The 26,525-nt window shown below is 63.2% G+C and carries 21 protein-coding genes and 3 tRNA genes; 13 read left to right on the forward strand and 11 right to left on the reverse strand.

Annotation, left to right across the window (positions count from 1 at the left end):
* Positions 1 to 4: 4 nt before the first annotated feature.
* Complete coding sequence (locus tag AC1TPF_RS22665; protein WP_482145372.1) at positions 5 to 907, forward strand: alpha/beta fold hydrolase; 903 nt, start codon at positions 5 to 7, stop codon at positions 905 to 907.
* 22 nt (positions 908 to 929) lie between these two features.
* Here the strand turns inward: AC1TPF_RS22665 and AC1TPF_RS22670 are convergent, their stop codons facing one another.
* The 4 genes from AC1TPF_RS22670 to AC1TPF_RS22685 form a co-directional block, all read right to left on the reverse strand.
* Positions 930 to 3,032 carry an iron ABC transporter permease gene (locus AC1TPF_RS22670; RefSeq protein ID WP_482145373.1) on the reverse strand — a complete coding sequence of 701 codons (2,103 nt, stop codon included), beginning with the start codon at positions 3,030 to 3,032 and terminating at the stop codon, positions 930 to 932.
* Entirely contained in the window at positions 3,029 to 4,087 is a 1,059-nt protein-coding gene (locus AC1TPF_RS22675; RefSeq protein ID WP_482145374.1) for an iron-siderophore ABC transporter substrate-binding protein, read from the reverse strand. The genes AC1TPF_RS22670 and AC1TPF_RS22675 overlap by 4 nt, the downstream gene beginning before the upstream one ends.
* Positions 4,084 to 4,989, reverse strand: a complete 906-nt coding sequence (locus tag AC1TPF_RS22680; protein WP_482145375.1) for an ABC transporter ATP-binding protein — start codon at positions 4,987 to 4,989, stop codon at positions 4,084 to 4,086. Before AC1TPF_RS22680 ends, AC1TPF_RS22675 begins: the two co-directional genes overlap by 4 nt.
* A gap of 168 nt (positions 4,990 to 5,157) precedes the next feature.
* Positions 5,158 to 6,003, reverse strand: a complete 846-nt coding sequence (locus tag AC1TPF_RS22685) for a helix-turn-helix domain-containing protein (protein WP_482145376.1) — start codon at positions 6,001 to 6,003, stop codon at positions 5,158 to 5,160.
* Between the two features lie 165 nt (positions 6,004 to 6,168).
* On the opposite strand from AC1TPF_RS22685, the gene AC1TPF_RS22690 reads away from it, so the two are divergent.
* From AC1TPF_RS22690 to AC1TPF_RS22700, 3 genes are all read left to right on the forward strand, one after another.
* Positions 6,169 to 6,241 (forward strand) — tRNA-Glu (locus tag AC1TPF_RS22690).
* Between the two features lie 35 nt (positions 6,242 to 6,276).
* Positions 6,277 to 6,350: transfer RNA gene (locus AC1TPF_RS22695), tRNA-Asp, on the forward strand.
* A gap of 71 nt (positions 6,351 to 6,421) precedes the next feature.
* A tRNA-Phe gene (locus AC1TPF_RS22700) sits at positions 6,422 to 6,498 on the forward strand.
* Positions 6,499 to 6,907: 409 nt separating this feature from the next.
* On the opposite strand, the gene AC1TPF_RS22705 is transcribed toward AC1TPF_RS22700, so the two are convergent.
* The 6 genes from AC1TPF_RS22705 to AC1TPF_RS22730 all read right to left on the reverse strand — a co-directional run bounded on the left by AC1TPF_RS22705 (position 6,908) and on the right by AC1TPF_RS22730 (position 14,411).
* Entirely contained in the window at positions 6,908 to 7,654 is a 747-nt protein-coding gene (locus AC1TPF_RS22705; protein ID WP_482145377.1) for a M23 family metallopeptidase, read from the reverse strand.
* Between the two features lie 491 nt (positions 7,655 to 8,145).
* Positions 8,146 to 9,717 carry an ABC transporter substrate-binding protein gene (locus AC1TPF_RS22710; RefSeq protein ID WP_482140602.1) on the reverse strand — a complete coding sequence of 524 codons (1,572 nt, stop codon included), beginning with the start codon at positions 9,715 to 9,717 and terminating at the stop codon, positions 8,146 to 8,148.
* An 84-nt stretch (positions 9,718 to 9,801) separates the two neighbouring features.
* Positions 9,802 to 10,572 (reverse strand): SDR family NAD(P)-dependent oxidoreductase, encoded by a 771-nt coding sequence (locus tag AC1TPF_RS22715; protein WP_482145378.1) that lies wholly within the window; start codon positions 10,570 to 10,572, stop codon positions 9,802 to 9,804.
* Positions 10,573 to 10,680: 108 nt separating this feature from the next.
* The gene (locus tag AC1TPF_RS22720) at positions 10,681 to 11,490 is read right to left on the reverse strand and encodes an SDR family NAD(P)-dependent oxidoreductase (protein WP_482140598.1); all 810 of its coding nucleotides are present in this window, start codon (positions 11,488 to 11,490) and stop codon (positions 10,681 to 10,683) included.
* Between the two features lie 54 nt (positions 11,491 to 11,544).
* A complete protein-coding gene (locus AC1TPF_RS22725; RefSeq protein WP_482140597.1) occupies positions 11,545 to 12,369 on the reverse strand; it encodes an SDR family NAD(P)-dependent oxidoreductase in 825 nt (274 codons plus the stop codon).
* A gap of 71 nt (positions 12,370 to 12,440) precedes the next feature.
* Positions 12,441 to 14,411: a flavin-containing monooxygenase gene (locus AC1TPF_RS22730; protein ID WP_482140595.1), complete on the reverse strand. Its 1,971-nt coding sequence runs from the start codon at positions 14,409 to 14,411 to the stop codon at positions 12,441 to 12,443.
* A 103-nt stretch (positions 14,412 to 14,514) separates the two neighbouring features.
* Between AC1TPF_RS22730 and AC1TPF_RS22735 the strand changes: the two genes are divergently transcribed.
* The 7 genes from AC1TPF_RS22735 (at position 14,515) to AC1TPF_RS22765 (ending at position 22,296) form a co-directional block, all read left to right on the forward strand.
* Positions 14,515 to 15,411, forward strand: a complete 897-nt coding sequence (locus AC1TPF_RS22735; protein ID WP_482140593.1) for an IclR family transcriptional regulator — start codon at positions 14,515 to 14,517, stop codon at positions 15,409 to 15,411.
* Positions 15,412 to 15,421: 10 nt separating this feature from the next.
* Entirely contained in the window at positions 15,422 to 16,237 is an 816-nt protein-coding gene (locus tag AC1TPF_RS22740; protein ID WP_482145379.1) for an alpha/beta hydrolase fold domain-containing protein, read from the forward strand.
* Positions 16,238 to 16,298: 61 nt separating this feature from the next.
* Complete coding sequence (locus AC1TPF_RS22745) at positions 16,299 to 17,876, forward strand: AMP-binding protein (protein ID WP_482141432.1); 1,578 nt, start codon at positions 16,299 to 16,301, stop codon at positions 17,874 to 17,876.
* A gap of 437 nt (positions 17,877 to 18,313) precedes the next feature.
* Positions 18,314 to 19,270 (forward strand): ABC transporter permease, encoded by a 957-nt coding sequence (locus AC1TPF_RS22750; RefSeq protein WP_482140589.1) that lies wholly within the window; start codon positions 18,314 to 18,316, stop codon positions 19,268 to 19,270.
* A complete protein-coding gene (locus AC1TPF_RS22755) occupies positions 19,267 to 20,169 on the forward strand; it encodes an ABC transporter permease (RefSeq protein WP_482140587.1) in 903 nt (300 codons plus the stop codon). Before AC1TPF_RS22750 ends, AC1TPF_RS22755 begins: the two co-directional genes overlap by 4 nt.
* 28 nt (positions 20,170 to 20,197) lie before the next feature.
* The gene (locus tag AC1TPF_RS22760) at positions 20,198 to 21,262 is read left to right on the forward strand and encodes an ABC transporter ATP-binding protein (RefSeq protein ID WP_482140585.1); all 1,065 of its coding nucleotides are present in this window, start codon (positions 20,198 to 20,200) and stop codon (positions 21,260 to 21,262) included.
* A 5-nt stretch (positions 21,263 to 21,267) separates the two neighbouring features.
* The gene (locus AC1TPF_RS22765) at positions 21,268 to 22,296 is read left to right on the forward strand and encodes an ABC transporter ATP-binding protein (protein WP_482140583.1); all 1,029 of its coding nucleotides are present in this window, start codon (positions 21,268 to 21,270) and stop codon (positions 22,294 to 22,296) included.
* 57 nt (positions 22,297 to 22,353) lie between these two features.
* On the opposite strand, the gene AC1TPF_RS22770 is transcribed toward AC1TPF_RS22765, so the two are convergent.
* The gene (locus AC1TPF_RS22770; protein WP_482140581.1) at positions 22,354 to 23,469 is read right to left on the reverse strand and encodes a glycosyltransferase; all 1,116 of its coding nucleotides are present in this window, start codon (positions 23,467 to 23,469) and stop codon (positions 22,354 to 22,356) included.
* A 258-nt stretch (positions 23,470 to 23,727) separates the two neighbouring features.
* On the opposite strand from AC1TPF_RS22770, the gene AC1TPF_RS22775 reads away from it, so the two are divergent.
* Positions 23,728 to 24,897, forward strand: coding sequence for a glycosyltransferase family 4 protein (locus AC1TPF_RS22775; RefSeq protein ID WP_482140579.1), 1,170 nt, complete (start codon positions 23,728 to 23,730; stop codon positions 24,895 to 24,897).
* Positions 24,890 to 26,515, forward strand: a complete 1,626-nt coding sequence (locus tag AC1TPF_RS22780) for a glycosyl hydrolase family 28-related protein (RefSeq protein ID WP_482145380.1) — start codon at positions 24,890 to 24,892, stop codon at positions 26,513 to 26,515. The genes AC1TPF_RS22775 and AC1TPF_RS22780 overlap by 8 nt, the downstream gene beginning before the upstream one ends.
* The last annotated feature ends 10 nt before the right edge of the window (positions 26,516 to 26,525 follow it).

Consider the following 26,525-nt stretch of genomic DNA (forward strand, 5'->3'; position numbering starts at 1 on the left):
TTCGATGACATTGATTGTCGCGCTCCTGGCGACGCCGTGGTCAGGGTTCGGCAGATGGAGCGAAGTACTCTGTCTGTCGAGCAAACGGATCAATCGCATGCGCGCAGCGGCGGCCCGGGTCGAGGGATGGACAAAACAAGTGGCGTATCTCCGGATCAACGGAATGGACCTGTATTCGGAGGTCGACGGCCGGGGTAGTCCGGTACTGCTTCTGCACGGTGGCTACTGCTCGCTCGAGTCGCTACGGGCGCAGTCCGATGCCCTGGTACCGGACCATCAGGTGTTCGCCTACGAGCGTCCCGGTCACGGTCGATCGGCCGATATCGACGAGGACTACAACTACGCCCGCGGTGTCGCCGACACACTGGAGTACCTGGACGCTCAGGGCCTGGACTCGGTGGACGTGATCGGCTACAGCGACGGAGCGATCATCGGTCTGTTGCTTGCGATCGATCACCCGGAGCGGATCCGGTCGTTGGTCTCGATCAGCGCGAACCTGGACCCCTCCGCGTTCACGGATTCGGCCGAGACCGTCGGTGCTCCCGTCCTCGACTCGCCGGTAGAGGCTGCGGACAAGGGCGCTGACGAGCCCGATGTCGAGCGGATGCACTACGAGCGGCTGTCTCCAGACGGACCTGCGCACGCAGACATCGTGTTGGCCAAGCTGTTTCGCCTCTGGACCGCGGAGCCCAAGATCGCACCGGCCGACCTCGCCGGGGTCACCGCACGCACATTGGTGATGTCGGGGGACCGCGACACCATCCGCCCGGACCACAGCTTGTTGATTGCTTCATCGATTCCGGGCGCACAGCTGTGCATCGTGCCCGGAACAACCCACAATCTGGTTGCCGAACGCCCCGAACTGATCAGCTTCCTCATCAAAGGATTTCTGCAGCAAGAGAATTGATCAGCAGCAGCGGGGCACCAAGCTAGTCGCGTGAGCGGCTGAGCAGCCAAACGAAATAGGGTGCACCGACCAAGGCGATCATGAGTCCGGCCGGCACCTGGGCGGGCGCGATGAGTGTCCGGCCGAGGATGTCGGCGACACACACGAGCAGTGCGCCGAGCATCATCGAGACCGGGATGACACGTCCGTGCCGGGAGCCGACGATGCCGCGAGCGAGATGTGGTGCGACGAGGCCGACGAAGCCGACGACACCGACCGCGATGACGCTGAGGGCAGCCAGTAATGCCGCGATCGCGAGCAGGATCAGGCGGGTGCGTTCGAGCCGGATGCCGAGAACGCGGGGGGTGTCCTCATCGATGGCAATGATGTCGAGCTGGTGTCGCATCCCGTACAGCACCGGTACCGCGAGAACGAGGGCTATTGCGATCGGTATGACATCGGGGATCGTGCGCCCATAGGTCGTACCTGACAGCCAGGTGAAGATGCGGGGGGTGTCCCACGGATTGGCGCGCAGGAGAAGGAACGTGGTCACGGCGCTGATGCCGTAGCTGCAACCGATCCCGATCAGCACGAAGCGGTCGGGCAGGAGTCCACCGCGCCAGGCCAGCAGGGCGATGAACGCGAACGTCGCCATCCCAACGACGACTGCCATGACGATGATTGCCTGGCGCCCGCCACCACCGGCGGATGTCACCACGCTCACCGCGCCCAATCCGGCACCGGCCGTGATGCCAAGAATCCCGGGTTCGGCCAACGGATTGCGCACTGTGCCTTGCACAACGCAGCCCGCCAAAGCGAGCGCTGCGCCGGCGAGTACAGCGGCGGCCACGCGCGGGAACCGTTCGTCGAGGGCTCGTCCGACGAGGTCGGGTGCAGTGCCTTGAAGCCAGAGTGCGAGGTCGCCGGTACGGAGCCACAGGCTTCCGGCGAGTAGATCGACGATGATGGCCACGACCAGCAACACCGCCGCGATGATCACGGCGATGACAAACCGGCGACGGGAGCGGATACCGATCCGTTGCGCAGGCGGCTGCCTGGTCGATCCCGAATCCCGAAGTCGCAGTGCGAGGATCACGATCAGCACCGCGCCCAGCAGTGCGGTGGGAATGCCGGTGGGAATCGAGGTGGCGGCCTGGGCGCCCATCACCGCACGCAGCGAGGCGTCGGCGAGCAGGATCAGCAACGCCCCGAGCAATCCCGAGACCGGTACGAGGAAGATATGCCGGCGCAGCGTGTGCACGCGTCCGGCGATCAGGCGGGCCAGCACGGGGGCGGCGAGTCCGAGAAAGGCGATCGGTCCGGCCAAGGTCACCGAGATGGCGGTCAGCAGTACGGCGCAGATCACCGCGATGACGCGGGTGGACTGGATCGGTACGCCCACCGCTGATGCGGCGTCGTCACCCAGACCGAGTACATCGAGTCGGCGCGAGAGTAGTAGTGCCGCGCAGAACACCACGATGATGATCGGGGCCGCGCGAACGAATGCGTCGATGTTCAGCTGAGCGAGCGATCCACTGCCCCAAGCGAACAGGCCGGTGGTGTTCTCCTTGAACAGGATGAGCAGCATCGCGGTCAACGCGTCGAGTGCCATCGCAATCGCTGCGCCTGCGAGGATGAGCCGTGTGGTTCCGGTGCCCGCCGCGCGACCGGAAAGTCCCAGGACCACGGCCGCCGCGGCGATGCCCCCGAGGAATGCGACGCCACTCGAAGCCCACAGCGGCACGGAGAGGCCGAGCGCGGCGACCAGCGTGAGTGCGAAATACGATCCGGCGGTGACGGCGAGTGTGTCGGGGGAGGCCAGGACGTTGCGGGTGATCGACTGCAGCAGGGCTCCGGCCACGCCGAGGGCGAAACCTACTGCGACACCGGCAAATAGGCGAGGCAGCCGCGATCCGGTCAGTACGTCCCGGACCGGTACGCCGCCGACGTTGTCTTCTGCTCCGCCGAGAAGGCGCAACAGATCCCACATCCCGACACCGGATGTTCCCTGCGTGAGGTGCCACATCCCGACCAGGACAACCGCGCCGAGAAGCGTGGCCAGCACAGCCACTCCGCCGGCGCCGCGGCGAACGCCGACACCGGGTAGCGACTGCTGCCCGGTGTCGGCGTCACGCGTGGCGATCAAGCGGCGGTGAGGACGTCGACGTAGGCGTCTACTGCCTGCTGGCATGAGAGCGGGCCACCGGCGCCCCAGACTCCCGGCGGGAAGGGATACGCGCGTCCCTGCGCGGCGGCGGGCAGCGACGTCCAGATGGGGCTCTTCTCCAGCTCGGTGACATAGCTCTCGGCTTCGTCGTCGGTCGAGTAGAAGAGGTTGGCGTTGCCGACGGCGGTCAGGCCCTCGATGTCGGTCTGGGCGAGTCCGTATGCGGGATCCACTCCACCGCTGCCGTACACCTCGTTGATCTCGTTCGTCCAGGCCGAAGTCATTCCGAGCTGTTCGCCGAGCGCGGTGAACAGCGCCCCGTCACCGTAAGGGCGGATGATCACGTTTGCGCCTTCGATCCATCCATCGAAGAACAGGAAGTCCCGCGTGGGGAGGTCGACATTCGCGACCTTTGTCTTCGCTGCCGCGAGATGTTCATCGAACTGCTGCAGTACCTGGTCGGCCCGGTCGGTGCGGCCGGTGGCCTCGCCGATCATCGAGAACACGTTTTTCATGTTCCCGATCGGGTCTGCACCATTGGCCCCCAGTGTGGCGAGCACGGGTACGCCGCGTGCTTCCAGCTGGGCGATGATCTCGTCGTCGGCGCTGAATGCCTCGATGATGATGAGGTCGGGGTTCGTGGCGTACAGCGTGTCGAAGTCGGGCTCTTCCCGGGTGCCGATATCGGCGACGCCGGCGGGGAGCTCTTCGGCACTGACATATGTGCTGTAGCCCTCGGCGTCGGAGACCGCGACAGGCGTGACGCACAAGGTGAGTGCATCTTCGATCTGCTGCCACTCCAGCACCGCCACTCGCTTCGCGGGCTCGTCGAGTTCGACCGTGCGGCCGACACCGTCGGTCAACGAGACCGGGCCCGTGGACGTTGTCGTCGTGTCGTCATTGCAACTTTGCGAAGGCGGCGGCGCCACGGCGCTGCTGTCGGCCTTGTCTGCACTGGTGGTGCCACAGGCGCCGACGGCCAGCGCGGCGGCGAAAGCCAATGACGCGGTGGCGATTCGATTGAAGCGGGTCACGAAAGGTCCTCTCGAGTACGGATCGAACGGGAATGAGTGGCATCGACCGAGATCCGGGCGGGGTGCCGTCCGACGGGGTCGATGCGAAGTCGGTTCGTGCGGGGGTCGACGTCGACCTCGACATCGATCTCGTAGACATCGCTGATGTTTCGCGCGGTGAGAACCTCGAGCGGGGAACCTGTCGAGTGAATTCGTCCGGAGGACAACAGGATCAGGGTGTCCGCGACGCGCGACGCGTGGTCGAGGTCGTGGAGGACGATCCCGACGGCAGCGCCGTGCTCCTCGGCGAGATCGCGGACCAGGTCGAGAGTCTCGATTTGGTACCGCAGGTCAAGGTGATTCGTGGGTTCGTCGAGGAGGATGACCCCGGTGTCCTGGGCGACGCAGGCGGCCAGCCAAACACGTTGCACCTCACCACCGGACAGCTCTCCGGCGGCACGGTCGGCCATCTCACGCACTCCGGTGGCACTCATCGCGTGGTCGATGGCGCGGCGATCCTCGGCGGACAACCCCGCAAAGCCGCGGCGGTACGGGTGACGTCCGAACGCCACCACTTCGCTCACGGACAGGCCTTGCGGTGCGGGCCGTGATTGGGAGAACAGGGTGACTTCTCGGGCGAACTCCCGTGCGCTGAGTAGTGACGCAGCCCGCTCAGGCCGGCCGTCGACGCCGCCGAGTCGTACCTGCCCTTCGTCGATCCGATGCAGGCGAGCCAATGACCGCAGCAGAGTGGACTTGCCGCTCCCGTTGGGTCCCACGAGGGCGGTGATGCGGCCGGGTTGCAGGGCGATCGAGACGTCGTGGACCACTGCGGTCTTGCCGTACCTCAAGGTCAATGCGTCGCCGACCAGAGCGGGTGCGCTCGTTGTCGCGTCTGGACGCGCAGCATCTGTGGAGGTCATGGAGTCAGCTCTGAGTCGAAGTGGCGGAGCACGTCACTTTCGGGGGCGTCGATCAACCACCAGCAGGTCCGCACGTGTTCAGCAGAGGTTAGGCAACCCTTGCATAAGGGACTATAGGGGTGGATGGGCTTGTCTGCAATACAGACATTGAGACAACCGATACGGGATTCAGGACATCTGGCGAGGTTCCGGTAGCGTCCCGACGAAGGTGCCCGGGGTCGTTCCCATGACTCGCCGGAAGGCGTCGATGAAGGTGCTGGGCTGTGCGTAGCCCAGCAGTTCGGAGGTGGTCTGGACCGCGCAGCCTTCAGTCAGCAAGGTCAGCGCCTGGTGAACTCGCAGCACCTGTCGCCACTGTGCGAACGGCAGTCCCGTGGTGCTGCGAAACACTCGTGTGATCGTGCGCTCGCTGATGCCCAGGGTGCGCGCCCATTCGTCCAATGCGCGGTCGTCCGCAGGGTTTTCGAGTAGTGCCCTTGCGATCGCGTCGATCCTGGCATCGCCCGGCAGTTGTAGTGTGAGTTGATGTTTCGACGGCTCGAGTACGTCGAACACGACCGCCTCGGCCCTGGCCCTGGCGGTGCCATCGAGATCGGTGCGCCCCAGATGGGCGAGTAGGGACTCCAGCACCGGAGTCATTTCGATGGTGGTCGGTCCTTCGAACGCAACGGGTGTCTGATGGGGAGCGAAATACGCGTCAGAGAACTGCGCATTCGCTGTCAGCCTTCCCGCGTGGACCGTCCCGGCCGGTAGCCACAGCGCGTATCCATCCGAGACGGTGAACACGCGTTTGTCGATGATCGCCGTCAGCGTTCCCTTGCGCACCCACACCAGCTCGTGCGTGGGGTGCGAGTGCGGCTCGTACTCCAACGGCACACCGGCCGTTTCCGACTCGGCAAAGATGACGAACGACAGCGGTGTGCTGTCGGTCACCGCTGTGGACCGGCGGACCACAGTGCCCCGCTCGCGGCGCCACGACCCGACGCCCGCGTGATCACGAGTGGGCGAGGCCATGTCGATGACGATACTTCAGCCCCGGGCGCATCTGCCGACGGCGTCGAGTACCTCGGATGCCGTCCAGGAGCGCCGCTGACCCTGGAGTCTTCGCAGGTCGAGGGCTCGATTTCTCGCATTCGGCTGCGTGTCATATGCTGATTCAGCTCCCAAAGGAGAACACCGGCCCCCTTCGTCTAGCGGCCTAGGACGCCGCCCTTTCAAGGCGGTAGCGCGGGTTCGAATCCCGTAGGGGGTACGCATTGCCATCGTTCGCGATGGCAGAGCAAGCATGGCCCTGTAGCGCAGTTGGTTAGCGCGCCGCCCTGTCACGGCGGAGGTCGCGGGTTCGAGTCCCGTCAGGGTCGCTTAGATTTCCGGCTTGCCGGAGGGTCGCAAGCGATTGCGACTGACATTCAGGTTCGCCTGGGTGTCGTTCGGCCAGGTAGCTCAGTTGGTACGAGCGTCCGCCTGAAAAGCGGAAGGTCGTCGGTTCGATCCCGACTCTGGCCACCATCTATTTGTACAGTTCAGGGCGTATTGACGCCTATCTTGCCTACAGCGACCGGGCTCCCGACCTTCAGGCTGCTGACTATGTGGTCGTGCAAGTTCCCGCCAGAGGGTAGGGAGCGAAGGAGTGGGCCGCAGTTGTCGTCGCAGGCGGTGGCGGCTGAGTCTTCACGCCACGGGACCAGCTCGCGTGCAAGCCTTTCGGTGATCACCACACGGCGATCGATCGAATCGCGGCCCACCGGAAGGTGGAGTGGAAGATCCTGATCCGAGCAGTCCAGTGAGAGATAGGGCCCTGGCCTGCATTTCTGCAAGCCAGAGCCCTATCGGTGTCCTCGTTGGCAACGCCTGGCGCGGTTACGAACTCAACTGATCTTTCTGGTTGATCGTCTCGCGCCGGGCCTGCCCGACCGGATCAGTTGACGCTCACTCCGCGGTTGTTCAGCCACACCTCGGGGTCGATCTTGGAGCCGTCTTGCGCCCACACTTCGTAGTGCAGATGCGGGCCGGTGGATTGTCCGCGGTTGCCGACGGTGGCGATCTGTTCGCCGGCGCGTACCTGCTGACCGGGTGTCACAAAGCTTTCGTCGACGTGTCCGAAGACGCCGATGGTGCCGTCGTCTTGCTGGACCCGAACCCACTGTCCGAAACCGTCAGCGGGGCCGGACTCGAGAACTGTTCCGTCGGTGACCGCGTAGACCGGGGTGCCGATGTCGTTGGCGATGTCCAGGCCGTAGTGGGTGGTGCCCCATCGAGCGCCGTAGCCCGAGGTGACCGTGCCCGAGGCCGGCGATGCGGTGGCCCCTGCGCCCGGTTCGAACAGGTTCGGCGGTAGTAGGTCGCGAACGAGGTCGTCGAGTGGTGCAGGCAGCGTCACGTCCGAGGGCAGCGACGACAATGCGGGGTGCGCGGCCAGCGGTGAGATGGCCTCGAGGTTGATCGGGGTGGGCGCAGGCTGTGCGGCGGCCTGGGCGGCTCCGCCGACTGTCAGACCGATTGCGCCGGCCACGGCCACGAACGCGCCTGCTGTTGCCGTTGCCGGAATGACGCTACTTCTGGCGGTCCGGTGCTGACCCCCTCGGCTGGTGCGTGATGCGCAGTCCATGAGCGCCATGGTGGCGGGCAGGGACGGGGCCTGGGCATTCAGTCGGTGTCGAGCCACAAATATGTCCGTTTCGTAATAGGTAACTTTTTGGTATCAGCGAGGACACGGAAAGGTTACTACGCCTAGCTTTGTTTGTCGCAGGCGGGCGGCGTGAAGCGGAACACGTGCCCGGCGGTGTTCGGCGCCCAGGTACGTGGATCCTCCGCATAGAGGCTTGTGAAACCGAGTAGCGCAGTACTCGTGTGTGCAGTCGAACCAGGTGGAACCGTCGTCTCTACGACGCAGACGATTGGGGTTGGAGGTGATCAATATGGCGTCCACCACCGAAATCCGGGAACGCAACCGGAAGGTTCTCTCCCGCGGTGTTGCGACCTGCGCGGCGGTTGCCTGGGCGGCAGTCCTGATTGCGTACGGTGACGATGCGGCCACGCCGCCTCGAGACTCTCCGCCGCCCGCAGCAATCAGCTCGGGCGCAACAGGCAATGGGCAGGGCCCCGGCATGCATGCGTTGCAAGCCGGGGCCCTTCCTATCTTTTGATGCGAAGGAGTCAGTCGGTCAGCCACATTTCTTCGGGCAGTGGTGATCCGAGTCCGTACATGACGATGCCTTGCACGTTGGGTCCGGCGATCACCGAGGGTGTCGACCGGACAAAGAACACGCCGGGAACTACTTCGGCGATGCGCTCCTGCACGATGTCGTAGGCCGCTTTACGCTCCTCGACGGTGGTGCCGACCCGACCGGCGTCGAGCGCTGCATCGAGCTGGGGGTCACTGATTCCGCTCATGTTGCCCTTGGACTGGGAATGGAAGCTGGTCCACAGTTCGGTGTCGGGATCCAGGACATTTGCCGACGTGACCACCATCTGGAAGTCCCGCCCGGCAACGACGGCGCCGATCGCGCTGGAGTCGAGGGCATTGATCCCGACTTTGACGTTGTCGAAGGCGCTCAGCTGGGCCTGCACGGCCTCGCCGGTCTGTTTGTTCTCGGTGGTCGAGAACGAGGTGAAGTCGAACGAGACGGGCTTGCCTTCGGCGGCGAGTTCATCGAACAGGGCCTGTGCTTCGGTTTTGTTGTTCTCTGACAACTGGATATCGCTGTAGAACGGGGAAACCTCGGGGAACAGCGTCGTCGGCACCACGCCCGCGCCGTTGTAGACGACGGTGTTAATGGTGTTGAGATCCAAGGCCAAGGACACGGCCTTGCGAGCCCTCTCGTCGTCGAATGGTGCGCGCCGGGTGTTCATCGCCATGTAGTAGCCACCGCCGGCATCGACGAGTTCGTTCTTCAGCCCGGCACCCTCGGCCTTTTGCAGGTTCGCGGCGTTCGATTCCGAGGCGAGGTCGACAGCGTTGCTCATGACAGCGTTGTAGCGCTGAGCGGCGTCAGGAACGAACTGAATCGTGAGTGTGTCGAGGTACGGCTTGGGTGCGTCCCAATAGCCCGGGTTCTTCGTGAGTGCAATTTCGTCCTGACGGGTCCAACTGGTCAGAGTGAACGGGCCGGCTCCGATCGGTGCCTTGTCGAACTCCTGCTTTCCCTTCTGCAGAGCGGTCGGGGATGCGATCCAGTTCAGGGTGCTGGTGACGACCGCTTGGGCGAAGTGCGAATTCGGCGTGACCATCGAGACTTTCAACGTCGTCGGGTCGATCACCTCGGTTCCGGCGATCTGTGGGCTGACCTTGCTCGCTCCCGCCCCCAGCGCCGGGTCACGCATGCGCTCCCAGTTGAACTTGACCGCTTCCGCATCGAGCGGAGTCCCATCGGTGAACATCAGGCCCGGCCGAAGTTTCATCGTGTAGGTGCTGCCGCCGTCGGTGGTCGAGAAGTCCTCGGCCATCTTGTATTCGATGTCGAGCGAATCGGGGGTGTTGATCATCAAGGTCCCGTAGAGCGCATTGCCGAGCTCGGGCTGAGTGGCCCATACATTTCCCAGTGCCGCCGGATCCAGGGTGCGTGGCTCGCTGACCTGGATGATGCGCCCGGCACCGCCGGCCACCGGATCCCCGACGTCCGCAGACGACCCGCCGGGGGAGGAGGACGAACCGCAGGCGGTCAGTAGGAGGGTGGCAGAACACACCGCAGCGATTGCCGCGGTGAGTAGACGTCTTTGTCGAATCATCGTCGACCTTTCAGTGAATTGACTTGTGGGCGAACCGAAGTAGATAGCAAGGTGAGAGTGGACTTGCCGGTCATCGACTGATGATCACATCGGTTCCCGATGCGGGCCTGCGAGTTGACCGCCGTCGACAACGAGAGATGTGCCGGTGCAGTAGGAGCTCTCGTCGGAGGCGAAGAACAAGACGGCGTTGGCGACGTCTTCCGGTTTGCCGAACCGGGCGATCGGCTGCTTCTGCACCGCCGACTCGAGGCGAGCGCGCACCTTGCCGGTGTTCTTGAGGACCATCGGCGTCTCGATGAACCCGGGATGGACCGAATTGACCCGCACGCCAAGTGGACCGCCCTCGAACGCCACAGTTCGGGTGAGGCCCGTGACCGCAAACTTCGACGCGGCGTACGTCGTCATCCCCGCTACGCCAACGAGCCCGTCGATCGAGGAGATGTTGACGATCGACCCACCTCCGCTTTCGGCCATGATGGGCAGGGCAGCACGCGTGCCCATCCACACCGAGGAGACATTCAACTCGAGGATTGCTTGATGACCCTCGTACACTTCGTCGACGATGTTGCCGACGCCGCGACCGCCACCGGCGTTGTTCACGAGCACGTCCAGCGGCGCGAATTGCTCGCTAGTCACCCGCAGTAGCTGATCCCAATCGTCCTGCGAGGTGACATCGGCGTGCACGAAGAGTGCCTGCGGCCCCAGCTCATCAGTGACCGTCTTTCCCAGTTCGTCATTGACGTCAGCGATCACGACTCGTGCACCTTCACGCAGGAATCGACGTGCGGTCTGCGCTCCGATGCCGCTGGCACCGCCTGTCACCACTGCGACCTTGCCTTCAAGCCTTGCACCCATGAATCTGGTCCTCTTCTTCCGCTATCGCGGATCACTTTGTTCCGCAGGCATATTCGCTCCGCGGATGCGGGGTGCCTGTTGTCGATTTCGTCTTGTGGCCGATGGCAGCTACGCCATGAATGAACCACCGTTGATCCGCACCACTTGGCCGGTGATGAAAGAGCCCGCCCCAGAGGCGAGTTGCAGCGCAGACAGCGCGATGTCGCGGGTGGTGCCGACCACTCCGAGCGGCGACGCCGTGGTCATCATCGTGATGTATTTCTCTCGCTTGTCGTCATCGATGGAACCGTCGGCATCGGTCCAGTGCTGATTGGTCATACCCGTCTCGACCCATCCCGGAGCGATGGCGTTGACGCGGATGCCTGCCGATCCCAACTCCAGTGCGAAGGTGCGGGTCAATTGCGCAACGCCGCCTTTCGAGATCGCGTAGGTGATCCGTCCGGGGCTGGACCGGTCGAGGATGGCCGAGGTGAGATTGATGATGCTCCCACCGGCCGACATCACCCGACCCGCTGCCTGGCATGCGAAGAACGTGCCGCCGACATTGATGCGAAGTACTTTCTCGAGTTCCTCGGGTGTCACCTCGAGTGCGTTTCGCATGATCATGATGCCGGCCGCGTTGACCAGGATGTCCAGCCGACCATGCTGGGCGACAACATCATCGACCGTTCTGGACACCGCAACAGGATCGGAGACGTCCAGGTGACGAGTGTCGATAGACAGGCCTTCGTTCCCGGCCCGCGAACGCGTCTGCGCCAGACCGGATTCGTCAATGTCCGTGGCGATCACACGCGCACCTGCCGATGCCAGCACGATCGCCGTCTCCTGGCCGATGCCACTGCCCCCGCCGGTGATGAGCGCGACTTTGTCGGTCACGAGAAAAGCGTCGGTCACAGCCGGGATATGGCTGTCGGTCATATGTGCTCCGTTCTGGTTCCGCGGCCGGTGATCGCAGACGCTCTGGCGGTCGAGCTAGGACGACGCATTCGAGAACGCGGCATTGCGGCCGATCTGGTCCTCGGTCATGCGCCAGGGACTCTGGATCACTGCGCCACCGTCGACGACCAGTGTCTGACCGGTCATCTTCGCGGAGAGGCCGGAGGCGAGGAACAGGACGGTATCGGCGATGTCGCGGCCGCGGGGCGGTGCGAGTGCATTGACGACATCCTCACCGAATGGGATCTCCGGGAGATCCCAGTTGCCGCCGCCGACGTTGCCGGGTGCGATCGAGTTGACCCGTACGCCGTGCTTGCCGTATTCATCGGCGAACGTCTTCACGAGCGAGACGACGCCGGCCTTGGCCGCCCCATATCCGGCATGGAAGCGGGACGAACCGATTCCGTCGACCGAGGTGATGGCGATGAGTGAGCCGCCCTTCTCATTCAGGATCAAGTGCGGGATAGCAGCTTTGAACACATAGAAGACCTGCGTGAGATTGAGGAGGATCTGCGCGTCCCAGTCTTCATCCGGGATGTCGGCGGCCTTGCTCCACATTGCGCCACCGACGATGTCGACGCATACGTCCAGTCCGCCCATCTGTGCCGCCGCCTCGTCGACCGCGCGCCGAGCCTCCCCGGAGTCGAGCACGTCGGCAACGATCGCGAATGCCTTGCCGCCCTCGGCTGTTATCTCCCGGACGGTCTGTTCGGCGCGTTCGGCATCCTTGTCGACACAGGCGACGGTGGCACCGGCCCTGGCGAGTTGCAACGCGGAACCGCGCCCGTTCCCGGCGCGCATGGGAATGAAGCCTGCGCCGACGACGATGGCGCGGGCCCCATCCAGTCCTAGATCGATCATGTTGTGTTCTCGGCTTTCTCTCGGGTGGTCAGTGCAGGGGACGTCGGGGTTGTGATGCGTCGCGGGGAGCGTCAGGCCACGGTCTCGAGTTCGTCGGTTCCGTCAGCATCCGAAGAGCCCTGTGCCACAGTGGAAAACGTGAAATCTGCTCGATTGAGATGCAGAAGCCGCGTTGCGAGCTCGAGTCCGGACATCGGGGTGCTCGTACCCAACCGCCCGTGCTCGTTGACGTAGTAGTTCCGCTTCGGGTTCGCGGCAGGATCGAGCCAGATGAGTTTGCTCGCCTCGTCGTCGATCGCATTGTTGTACTCCCAGAAGGCCTCGTCGGTGACCTCGGCGCAAGTGTTCCCGTCTTCTACGACGGCGACGATCACCCTGGCGATGTAACCCACCCACGACTCCATCCACGCGGGGAGCCCGCCGACGCCGATGCCGCCACCGGTTGCCGGCTGCGCGTTGGGGCCATAGAGCACGAACAGGTTCGGGAACTCGGGGATCGCGAGGCCCAGGTATGCCCGCGGACCTCCCGGCAGATTCCATCGATCTTCGATACTGACGCCGCCGCGTCCGCGGAAGTCGATCGGCCACAGCCATTTCGTCACCTCGAAGCCAACCGCGCTGAGCGCCATGTCGATTCGTCTCTCGGTGCCGTCGACGGTGACGATCCCATGCTCGGTGAACTTTTCGATGCCGTCGGTCACCAGTTCCACGTTGTCCCGGGTGAGCGATCGGTACCAGCCGTTGTCCACCACCGGACGGCGCGCCGCGGGCGTGTAGTCGGGTATGAGCTTTTCGACGAGGTCGGCGCGGTCATCGACCTGGGATCGGATGTACTGGGTCAGATTTGTCCGGAGCCGATCGTTGCTCTTGCTGAAAATGCCACCGGCAGCGCGCCATTCGGGATCCGGCTGGATCGTGTCGCGGGGATTGTTGGGTTTGAGTGCCGTGGTGCGGGCCCAGTTCCAGTAGTGCGGAATGTTGTCGAGAATCCACCGCATTTCCGGGCTCACGGTTTCGCCGTATCCTTCGCGGGGCGCGATCCATTGGGGGGTTCGCTGGAACACGTGAACCTGCTCGGCGTCCTCGGCGATCCGGGACAGAATCTGGACGCCGGTGGAACCGTTGCCGATGATCGCGACCGATTTGCCCTTCGCGCTGTGCTCGTCGGTCCACTCCGTCGTATGGATGACTTCGCCGGTGAACTCCTCGATACCCTCGGTGTCGAGCCTCTTCGGAGTCGAGAACAGCCCCGTCGCAGTCACGACGAAATTGCTGGTCACGTTCTCGGCCAAGCCATTTCGGTCGGACACCCGTAGCGACCACATCGATGACGACTCATCGAATTCGGCTGCCTGCACCTCGTGCTCGAACCTGATGTTCTGGAATACGTTGTATGACTTCGCGACCATCTCGAGATAGCCGCGCACCTCGGGTTGCCGCGCGAATTGTTCGGTCCACGGATGGTTTTTCACGAAACTGTATTCGTACGTGGTGCTCGCCGTGTCGACGCGCGCATCCGGGTAGGTGTTGATGGCCCAGGTACCCCCGACATCTGGTCGCCGCTCGTAGAGCACGTACGAGATGCCGAGTTGCTCGAGTTGGACGGCCATCGCGATTCCACACAGGCCCGCGCCGACGATGACAACGGTGAAATCATCGGCGCGGTCTGGGCGCTGCTCGGTCCACTTGGTGAAAAGCGGGAACTTCTCGACCGCGGGCATGGTCCGCGCCACCGCGAACTCTGCGTCTGTGAGCTCGTGACCCAGAGCGAGTTCCATCATCGCGCGGAGTTCATCTTCGTCGAGTTCTCGCGGGATGTACGTGGCGGCGTTGTTGGACACGAACTCTTCCGCTTTGCGGAACAGGTCCGCCCGCGATTCCTCGGCAATCGTCATCTCGAACGCGGCGCCGCTGCGGATCGGCACCAGCTCGAGCTTCATTGCCGCGAGCTCTTGATCGCCGGTGGCGTGCAGCAGCGCCAATCGCAGGGCGTGCAGATTCGAACTTTCCAAAGCTTTTCGCATGAAGACTTCGTTCAGCATTTCCCACCTTTTTTCATCATTTCGAAAAGTGTTTCGGAACTTGGTGGATTACGCTAGCCTGAGGCGAACATCACGTCAACGATTTGGTCACAGAAGGAGTTGGATGTCCCTCTCGGCGCGGCGCGCACTGCAAGTACTGGATTTTCTGACGGTGAATGAGCGCGGCACCTTCACGCTGAGCGAGCTCTCGAAGGCATTGGACGTGAGTCCGGGCTCGATGTTTGCGGTGCTCAAGGCCATGGGCGATGGGGGCTACGTGTCGCGGCACCCTCGCCACAAGACGTACACACTCGGCCCCGCGGTGCTGGCTGCCGGGCACGCGGCAGCGGGCGCCAACCCGGTTATCGAACTGGCGCGCAAGGAGTTGGCAGCTTTGGCGGCGTCCACCGGCCACGAGTGCTCGGGCACCGTCATGGTCGGCAGGGACATCCTCTGCATGGCCGTCGAAGGCAAGCCGACGGGGCGAGCGCTCGAACTCGCTCCGGGACAGCGGATACCACTGCAGCCCCCGTTCGGGCAGCCCTTCATGGCATGGATGGCACCGGCCGAGTTGCGCGAGCGGATCTTGGAAATGCCTGGAGATCTGCACGAACGTGTGGCCGACTATCTCCAGTCGTACGGTCCAGCGGTACGGCAACGGGGCTACACGGTGGGGCTGGACGATCCGAACCCGGTACGGCGCTCACTGACCCATGACCTCGCCGAACGCCCGAACGATCTCGCTCTACGCGAGGCGCTGCTCGAACAGTTCTTTGACGACCAACCGAACTATGCGGTTTTGGAGGTCGATCCGGATGTCGAATACACCGTCGGGAACATCGCGGCGCCGGTCTTCGACCCCGATGGCCGGGTTGTCTTCTGTCTCACCCTGCTTCACATCGGCAAGCTCGTAGGCAAAGAGATCGCGACGGCAGCACAGCCCGTCATCGCTTCGGCGCAGCTGTTGACGAGGCAGATCGGCGGTCGCGCACCGACCCATGACTGGAATGAAGCTCTCTGAAAGGGAGGCGATGACCGAAACAGATTTTGCTGCAGCCGATCCGGACGTCACCGTCGAGATCGAACAACTCGACTTCGCGGGTGTACCGGTGCTGCGGATCCGGCCGCGCGGCGCGAGTACCGACACCGCGCTGCTTCATTTCCACGGAGGCGGCTACCGCAAAGGGTCCCCGCAGATGTTCTCCGAGAGCGTGTCCCGGATCGCGGTCGCCTGCAAGACCCAGGTGTTCTCCGTGGGCTATCGCCTCTCGACCGTGAGTGCTTTCCCCGCCGCGGTGGACGATGCACTGACCGCCTACCGGTCGATCATCGAGCAGATCGGGCCCGAACGTCTGGTGCTATGGGGGGATTCCGCGGGAGGTGGGTTGGCCGCGGCGCTGTTGCTACGGATACGGCAACTCGAGATCTCCGCTCCTGCCGGCGCATTCCTGTTCTCACCCTGGGCCGACCTGCGGAATACTGCCGCGAGTTTTGCCGAGAATGCCGCAACCGACGCCCGCTTCTCACACGATCAGGCGTCCGAAGCCGCAGCGAGCTACCTGGCCGGGACCCCGGCAACGGATCCGTTGGTCTCGCCGGTACTCGGAGATTGGGCGGGTCAACCGCGAATCATCGTGCAGGTCAGCGATTCCGAGGTGCTCCGAGACGACTCGTTGCTCCTGTGTCGCATCGCTGCCGAAGCCGGGGTCGATGTGCGTCTGAAGGTGCATGAAGGGGAACCGCACATCTGGAACCTCTCGTATCCGTCAACCCCCGGTTCAAACCTCGCGATCGGATACATGGTCGAGCAACTCGCAGAGCTGCTCGATCCGATCGCACACACCTGAGTCCAACTCGCCGCATCAAGCCAGAGACACACTTCAGATCGTGAAAGGAACTGTTAAGCAGATGGATTCGACGATCAGCGAAATTCCGGTTCGGCACCTCCCCGACCACCTGAGAGCGCATTACGAGGCGATGGGGTGGTGGACGGACGAGTCGCTCGGAGAAATTCTCGGGAAGGGTTTGAACGACTCTGCGGGGGTTCACTTCCGGATTCATTCGAAAGTGCGGCCGTACTCGGGAACATTGGCCGACGTCGAACTGGTTGCCCGTCGGCTGGCAGCAGGCCTGCGGTCCCGCGGCGTGCGAGCAGGGGATGTCATCGCCTTTCAACTCCCGAACTGGATGGAGGCCGCGGCCACGTTCTGGGCATCGTCGTTGCTCGGTGCAGTGGTCGTTCCGATCGTGCATTTCTATGGCCCAAAGGAATTGGGTTTCATACTCGAGCGCGCCAAGCCGCGCGTGTTCATCACTGCCGAGCGGTTCGGGCGTCTGACCTACGCTCCGGAAGTCAGTGCGGCAGTTCCGATTGTGGGTGTGGTCGGCCTGAACTTCGACGACCTGCTCGATGACCTTCCGATGGCGGGCGCACTCGACGTCGACCCGACCAACCCGGCATTGATTGCGTACACCTCGGGGACGACGCGTGATCCGAAGGGTGTCATCCACACTCATCAGACACTGGCATTCGAGACCCGGCAACTACTGGCGAACTATCAAGCGGACCGCGGCAGGCAACTCACCGCGCTCCCGGTCGGCCACTTCATCGGCATGTTGGGGGCTTTCCTGATCCCGGTGCTCGAGGGGACCCCTGTCGACCTCTGCGACGAGTGGGATCCGACCAGGGTGATCGCCCTGATGGACTCCGATGGTGTCGCGATCGGTGGCGGACCGACGTACTTCGTGACCAGCCTGCTGGATCACCCCGACTTCACCCCGGACCATCTGCATTACCTCAAATACATCGGACTCGGCGGATCGACGGTTCCTGCCGCGGTCACCCGGCGTCTTTCTGACCTGGGCATCATCGTCACCCGGTCATACGGGAGTACCGAACATCCCTCGATCACCGGGTCGGTCACGACGGCTCCCGAGGACAAGCGCCTGCTGACGGACGGCAATCCGAAGCTGGGCGTGGAGATCAGGTTGGGGCAGGACGGTGAAATCCTCAGTCGCGGACCGGATCTGTGTCTGGGCTATACGGACCAGGAACTGACGGCACAGGCGTTCGACGAGGATGGCTGGTACCGCACCGGTGATATCGGGGTGATCGACGACGATGGCTATCTGACGATCACAGATCGTAAGTCCGACATCATTATTCGCGGTGGCGAGAATGTGAGTGCTGCGCAGGTCGAGGACGTTTTGCTTGAAATGTCCGCGATTGCGGAAGCCGTGGTCGTCGCGGCGCCGGACGAGCGATTCGGGGAACGCACTGCCGCCGTTGTGCGGGTCAAACCCGGGCAGGTGATGCCGACGCTCTCCGAGGTTCAACAGCATTTCGCGGACGTCGGCACCGCCAGACAGAAATGGCCGGAAGAGCTCCATGAGGTGGAAGACTTTCCGCGGACGGCATCCGGCAAGGTCCAGAAACACCACGTGCGTCGACAGATCGCCGACCTCCGTATCGAGGGTGCCAGATGACATAAACAAGGCCCGAGCACCGCGGCCTGTCGGAGGTGACAGGCCGCGTCGCATACTGCGGCATTTGAATATGTTGTGGTAGCGCCTATTTGGCGCGCCAATTTTAGATGTCGGATCGGCATCATCCTTTCGGGATTGTGAATCTTCCACAATTCGCGTGCTGGTAAGCCGCGGCTGTTCATTTCTCGTGCGAATTTGTGTTTTGCTCTCGCCGGCAGTAGCTCCTGAGAAAAGTCCGATTTGGGTATTGCCATTGAGAGGACCGTTCTTCTATTGTGAGAACACAGTCGCTGTCAATGCGGCGTTTGTCACAAGAAACCAGTGAAAGCGCTCAGGGTCACACATGCCATGGTGCGCAGTCCGTTCCGCGTAATCAACATAAATCGGCATGTCACAAGCTCCTTCAGCCCCTCGCTCAGGACGAAAGTTGACTATTCATGCTTCGCACAATTGCGACGCGTCTCGCGCGCAGCATTGCTGTGGTCCTATTGGTGACCATTGCGGTGGTGAGTTTGCTGAGTTTGGCCCCCGGTTCTGCATCGCAGGTCATTCTTGGTGATAATGCGACCCCCGAAGCTGTTGCGGAAATGGATGCGCAGTTGGGGCTTGACAGGCCCGTTTGGTCGCAGTATTTGGACTGGCTGGGTAATGCGGTGACCGGGGACCTCGGTACCTCGCCGTTGACCAATCAGTCCGTCACCGAGGCGATCTTCGAGCGACTGCCGGTGACGTTGGAGCTGGCAGCGTTGGGCCTGTTGATCGCTTTGGTGGTCTCGATCGTGATGGGTGTGATCTCGGCGTCGCGGCCGGGGTCGGCCCTCGATCGCGGCATCAACGCGCTCTCGGCGGTCTTCTTGTCGGTGCCGGCGTTCATTGCCGGCCCGATCCTCATCTACTTCTTCGCGATCCAGCTGCAGATATTCCCGGTCCTTGGTTGGTCCGATATCAGTGACGGACTGGGTTTGAATCTGCAGAGCGCGCTGTTGCCTGCGATCGCGATCGCACTGACCGAGATCGCCTCCTTCCACCGGTTACTGCGCACCGACCTGATCGGCACTCTCGGCGAGGACTACATCGCCGCGGCTCGCGCGAAAGGGATGTCGGGCACCTACGTCATGTTCCGGCACGCCTTCCGGCCGTCGTCGTTTTCGTTGATCACTCTGGCCGGCATCAATCTGGGCCGTTTGATCGGTGGCACCGTGATCGTCGAAACCCTCTTCGGGCTACCAGGTTTGGGGCAATTGATCGCCGCATCCATCACCACGCGCGACTTGATCATGGTGCAGGGCATCGTGGTGTTCGTCGCCGTCGTCTACGTCTCCATCAACACCATCGTCGACCTCAGTTATGGACTGATCGACCCACGCGTCCGGAAGGTGGCGGCCACAGCATGACCGACATGATCACCAAAGAACCCCTCCCCACCGCCGGTCCGCACACCCCTACGACACCGGCACTGGTGGTCCCCGCGGTCCGCAAACCCCGCTCATTTCTGGTGTACCTGTCGGTGGGCTGGCTGGTCGCACTGATCCTGGCCGCGCTGTTCGCCAACCTGCTCCCCATCGCCCCTTACGACATCCCCGTTGGCGCACCCCGACTGAATCCGGCCTTCGGATCACTCGATCTGCTCCTGGGGACCGACAACTTCGGACGGTCCGAGCTGTCCCGAATCATCTACGGCGCCCGTGTCTCGCTGGTCGTGGGAACCGTTGCCGGACTGGTCGGATTCATCATCGGATCGCTGGTCGGATTGGTGGGTGGCTACTTCGGTCGCCACCTCGACAACGGCATCTCACTGCTGGCCGATGCCATGCTCGCCTTCCCGCCCCTGATCCTGCTGCTGGCACTGGCCTCGATCTTCGAACCCAGCGTCACGACCATGCTCGCCGGTCTGACCCTGGTCGTCATCCCCGCGTTCATCCGCCTGTCCCGCGCCAACACGATGGCCTGGTCATCGCGAGAGTTCGTCCGTGCCGCAAGGAATATGGGCGCCGGACACTCTCGGATCCTGTTCAAAGAGATCCTGCCCAACGTCATCGCGCCACTGGCCTCCTATCTGCCCATCGTGATGGCAGCCCTGATCGTGGCCGAAGGCTCCCTGAGCTTCCTCGGACTGGGCATCCCCCCACCCACGCCCAGTTGGGGCGGAATGATCAGTGACGGCAAAGACGCGCTCGCGACGTCGCCGCACCTGGTCTTCGTCCCGGCGCTGGCCATCTTCTTCACCGTCTTCGCCCTCAATCAGCTCGGCGACCACCTCCGCATGAAGTTCGACAAGACAATCCAGCACTGAGACATGATCGAGCCCAGGAAGAGTGACCATGAGCGTTGAGTCCGAGATGGAACGGCCCGGCAACCCTTCAGATCTCGCGAAAGGCAAGCGTGGCGGGCCGCTGCTCGAGGTGAACAATCTTCGGGCGTACATCGGTACCGCTCGCGGGACGGTTCGGGCTGTCGACGATGTGTCCCTCACGCTTGACACCGGTCAGGCACTTGGGGTCGTGGGGGAGTCCGGCTCGGGCAAGTCGGTGATGGCCCGGGCCATCATGGGGCTGATGCCGCCGCGCTCTGCACGCTCGGGTGAAGTGACCTTTCAGGGCCGGGATCTGCTGGCCCTGAACAAGAAAGAGACGCTGGAGATCTGGGGGAAGCAGATCGCCATGGTCTTCCAGGACCCGGGTCGTTCCCTCAATCCGGTGGTGCGGGTGGAGCGTCAACTCACCGAAGGGATGCGCAAGCACCTCGGGGTCAGTCGTTCCGAAGCGAGCAGCCGGGCACTGAAACTCCTTCAGGAAGTGGGGGTTCCCGATCCGGAACGGCGGCTGAAGAACTATCCGCATGAAATGTCGGGCGGGATGCGTCAGCGGGTGATGATCGCGATCGCGCTGGCGTGTGAGCCGGACCTGCTGATCGCCGACGAGCCGACGACCGCGCTTGATGTGACCATCCAGCGCCAGATCCTGGACCTGCTGCGGCGGGTGCAACGCGAACGCGACATGGGCATGATGCTGATCAGCCACGACCTCGCCGTCGTCGCCGGACGCACCGATCGGGTGTCGGTCATGTATGCAGGCCGCCTCGCCGAAGTCGGTTCCACCCGTGAGGTGTTCGAGGCGCCGATGCATCGCTACACCCACGCGCTGCTGGGTGCCACACCGACGATCGACCATGCCCGGCATGCGCCCTTGCGGGTGATCTCGGGCTCGTTGCCCGACCCCACCGTGCCACCGCCCGGATGCCGGTTCGCGCCGCGATGCGAACACGTCCAATCCGACTGCGTCACACCGGGCCCGACGCTGCAGTCAGCCGGCGGCGATCACCAGGTGGCGTGTCTGCACCCGGTGCTGCCGCAGCCCATCAAAACCCTCGAACTGTCCGGAAGGTAGAACTCATGGCTGGCAGCGGCACCGCGCATCTACGCGGCGATCAGGCACTCCTGCGCGTCGAAGACCTCGTCGTGGAATATCCCACCAGCGCCGGCACCGTGCAGGCGGTCTCCAAGATCAGCTTCGATGTGCTGCCCGGCGAAACCCTGGGCATCGTCGGGGAATCCGGTTGCGGCAAATCGACCACCGGCCGGGCGGTCCTGCGCCTGGACCGGGTCACCGCGGGCCGGATCCGGTTCGGGAATGATTGGATCGAAAAGGCCGACGAAAAGGCCATGCGGGTGCTGCGGCGTGACATGCAGATGATTTTTCAAGACCCGGTCAGTTCCCTGAATCCGCGCCGATCCGTCAAAGACATCGTCGTGGAAGGGATGGCCGTGGCGGGCGCTCCGAAAGCTGACCGCGCCACCACCTCGGCCAAGGTCCTCGATTCGGTGGGTCTTTCCCCGGAACGCTATTCGGACGTCCTCCCACGTGCGCTCTCCGGCGGCCAAGCCCAACGCGTGGCCATCGCCCGCGCTCTGGCGCTGAACCCGCGACTGTTGATCTGCGACGAACCCGTCTCCGCACTCGATGTATCGGTGCAAGCCCAAATCCTCAATCTCATCGAAGAACTCAAAGCGGAGTTCGACCTCACCGTGGTGTTCATCGCCCACGACCTCGGCGTCGTGCGCACCGTCAGCGACAACGTCATGGTGATGTATCTGGGCAAGGTCTGCGAGTTCGGCGACTCGGTCCAGGTGTACGACAACCCCGCTCACCCCTACACCCGCGCACTGCTGGACTCGGTGCCACTGACCGACCCCGACAAGGGATTCGCCGGACCGGCGCTCGAAGGCGACGTACCCTCACCCCTGGCCCCGCCGACCGGATGCCGTTTCCGCACTCGCTGCCCCAACGCCCAAGATCTCTGCGCCACAACGGAACCCGAAGTCAGGGAGATTCAATCCGGGCAGTTCGCCGCTTGTCACTTCCCGCTCGAACCAACGCCCGAGAGCAACGAAGAAAGGTCCGCCAAAAGACTTGTGGGTTAGTGCTACGCGGCAACGGGTCCCTGACAGTGCAGCAGAAGTTGCCGGACGTCGGTGTCGTCAGCGGGCTTTGAGTACGCCGTCGACAACACCGATCATGTTCTCACCAAACATTTTCCGCGAGAAACCCTCGGCCCACGTGCGGATCTTCTCTGAGTCGAAATCGGTCGGATCGAACGCCTGCATGGCGTGGGCGAGGCCGCTGACCACCTGTTCGTCGTCACCGGTGGGAACAAGAACCCCGGTCTCGCCCGGGATGACCGTGTCGAGCGCGCCCCCCTCGCCCAAAGCGATCACCGGCGTCCCGGTGGCCATCGCCTCGACCGGAACGATGCCGAAGTCCTCGACACCGGGCATTATCAGAGCTCGTGCGCGCCGGTAGAGTGCCAGCAGTTGATCGTGGGGGAGTCTCCCGGCAAAGATCGTGTCGGCGGCAGCCAGCTCTTTGCAGACGTCCATCCATCGGCCATCACCTACGACGACGAGTCGTTTACCGGCCCGCCGCGCGGCCATGATCGCGAGATCCGGCCGTTTGTAGGGGACCAGACGACCGGCGAGCAGGAAGAAGTCCTCCCGCTCGATCGAGTGATCAGGCGTGAAACCGTTTGTGTCCACGGGTGGATGCACCACCACTGCGTCCCGGCCCCACCAACGGTGAATTCTGTCGGCGACCTCGGTCGAGTTCGCGACGATCTGCGTGAGCCGGTCCACGGCTCTCAACTCGTCGCGCCGCGCCACCCGCGCCAGTCCTGCGAGCACGACCGCACCGGCGGCGCCCCCGGCTTCTTGCGCGCGAAAGGCAGGATCCCAAGCCCAGCGCGCCGGACTGTGTACGTATGCGATCACCGGGGCGTCGGTGGCGAAGGCGACCTGCGTGGCAAAGGCGTGATGGCTCACCACCACCGCATCTACCGGACCCAGTTTCATGCCGCGAAAGGCTCTTGGCAGCAACGGCATCAACGGGGCGTAAGAAGACTTCCCCAGCAGGCGGTAAGCGCCGTCAACCCAAGTCGTGACCGGAGGGGACGACAGGCCTGCCGGTATGCCCGCCGGACGGGCAAGTGGAACGTGGACGGCGGCGTGCGGCCACGTCACGGACATCTGCTCGACGACGTGTTCAGAACCGGCGATCTCCGTGAATCGCTCGTGGACTATTGCCAACCGGGGATCGGTCATGATTGTTTCGGGAGTCCGCGACAGGTGGCAATCACTCGGCATACGTCCATTTCATCCGGGGAACCGGCCAATTGAGAATTGCGGATATCCACGCAAAGTCGCCCTTCGCTTGCCGAGAAATGCTGCTGAAGAACTTCCGCTGCCCCAGCAGATAGTCAGTTCGTTCGTGCCCGAAGATATCATTTTATATTGGGGGTCGTCGTGTCACCACACGAACAAACGTTTCCGTCGAATTGTCAAACCTGCGACAATGAATTCGTGGACACTTCCCGCGCCGCTCAGGCGAGCAGCGACAGCGTGCTACCCGTTGACGTGTTGTTCGATGCCCGGCATATCCGTCAGAGCGGTATCGGCACTTACATCAGGACCCAGATCCCGTTTCTCGAACAGGTACTCAACGATCGTAGATTGAGTCTGGCCATACTCGCCGATCGAAACGCGATACCTGTGATCAGCGCAAACACGCGCGTGGTTCTCTCGGATCCTGCCGATGCCCGGATGTATTCGACGCAGGAACAACGTGCGTGGGGTCGCGCATTGTCATTGACGCGTCCCCAGGCACTATGGGTTCCGCACTATCCTTTTCCTCTTGCTCTTTTGTCTCCACGTCGTCGAAACGTCCGATTTTTTTCTACGGTGCACGACACCCTCCATATCGAAGACAACAAGTTGAGCGACCAGAATCTGGCCAAGAACGCGTACGCACGAACAATGCTGCGACTCAGCGCACGGCGGGCGGAAACAATTTTCACGCCGTCCCAGGCGACCGCGCGTTCCATGGCCGCGATCGCCCCTTCGGCCGAGATGCTCGTGACTCCCATCGCAGTCGACGATATTTGGTTTTCTCCGCCCGAACCTGCACCGTCACCGATTCAGCCGCCGTATGTGTTGTATGTCGGGAACATCAAGCGGCACAAGAACCTGCCGGTGCTTCTCGATGCGTTTGCGGCGATATCGGATTCGGTTCCGCACAAACTGGTGATAGCCGGTGGCGATGAGTCGCTCAGAACGCTCGACGAGCGAGTCAACCGGCTCGTGGACAGCCTGGGTGACCGGGTGCAGCTGACGGGCCGACTTCCCTTCGACCGGTTGCGCGCACTGGTGGCGCGCGCGGACTTGCTGGTGATGCCATCGCTGTACGAGGGTGCCGGCCTCCCGCCGCTGGAGGCAATGGCATCGAATACCGCTGTCCTGTCGTCGAACATCCCGGTCCTGGTGGAAACGTGTGGTCACGGCGCCGAGTATTTCGACCCGCATGACGCTGCGGCGTTGGCGCTGCTCATGAAGAAGTACTGCAATGACGACGCCGCCAGGGCATTGTTGAGTGATCGTGGGCAGCTGCATGTCAAGCAGCGCCAGTCGGAGATTTCGTCGCCGGTGACGGCCGAGACGATTTGTTCGGTATTGAAGAGGAGATCCATTGCCTGACAGGTCGCCGGCGCTATCGCGTCGTAGTTTTCTCGGTGTGCTCCCGGCAGCGTTGGTGCTCACCTCGTGTTCCGCCGCCTTGCCCGTATCCACCCACGGCGTTCGCCTCGTCGCCGACGACGGCGAGATCCGCGATGTCCGCGCTTTCGGCGCCGTGGGTGATGGCTTACACGATGATTCCGTTGCCATCCGCAATGCCGTCGCCGCGTTGAGGGCTGGAGACATCTTACGTTTCCCGGCTGGCCGGTATCGCTTCGCGGAGCGTAATCCGACAGGCGCCGCGGCGATCTCGATAGCCGGGATCTCCGACGTTTCCATCGACTTCGACGCAGGCGCCGAACTGCTGATGGACAATCTCGACGCCAACGGTGCCGGCACGAGCCACGGCATCGTGTTGCGCGGCCCGTTGGAGCGCGTAACCCTGCAGAACGTGACGGTGCGATGGGCAACGCAGCCGGCGCAGCGGTCCATGGGCGACGGTATCCGGGTCGTGGGCTACCCATCGGAAACGTCCGCCGTCCCCAGTGGTTGGACCGGCTCCAACGGTCCGGCGAGCGAGGTGAGCCTGCTGAACTGCAGAGTGGAGTCGAGCCCGCAGGCGGGTGTGATCATGATGGGCGTTTCCGACATCAGTGTCGACGGCCTCCACGTCGAGAACACGATGGCCGACGGACTTCACTTCAACGCTTGCCGCCGCGGAAGCATCGAACGCTTTTCAGCGACCAATACTGGTGACGACGGTCTGGCCCTGGTGACCTATCACACCGCGGAGAACCAGTTCGACAATGCTTCCGAGACCTTCTCGTTCCCCGCTCTGACCGGGTGGTCGAATGCCGACTTCAGCATCTCCGATGTGGTCGTGACGGGCGGTGCGGCGAACGGGATGCGTCTGGCCGGTGTCAACCGGTCGACGATCACCGGGGTAACGGTCAGTGGCAAGACGAATGGTGCAGGTGTCATGGTCGATTCGGCCGCGGCTGACTCAAATGCCGGGTGGCGCTACGTGGCATCGCGAGGAGTGAGCCTCACTGGGCTCTCCATTGAGAACTCGCAGATGGGGTTGCACGTACTCGCAAGACCGAACGGGTCAACCGGCGACGCGTTCAGCCGTTTCGACCTCGACATCTCGGGGGTCACCGTATCCGATTGCCGTAGTTGGTCCGTTCTCATGGAATCAGTCGCAGCACAACCGGTCACCGGTGTCCGACTGGCGGATTGTTCCGTGACCGACACAGAGATCGCCCAGGGCACCGGGGCCGTCGGGTTGCAGACCGCGCAGGGCATCTCATTGGGAACCGTCTCCGTAACGAGCACGAAGCCGGGGCTGGCGTTCTCTGCTCACAACTCACCGGACTTCGAGATCGACCAGCTCAGCGTGACGGTGACCGGCCCTCCGATCAGTTCCGAAGGTGGCGGACCATTCGTCCAGTTCCTCGGCTCGTCCGGGACGGTGTCGACCGCGGAATTGGTCTGGACGCAAGCGCCTTCGGGGTGGCTGCCGATCTTGATCTATAGCGACCGGTGCGTCGGTGGGTCACCCGGCAACACCGAGGTGACCATCGGCGCCGTGACCACCAACCCGCCGAAGGGAGAGCCGATCTTCGTGGCCTGCCGATGACGAACCCGAT

The sequence above is a fragment of the Williamsia sp. Y853 genome (assembly GCF_056786495.1).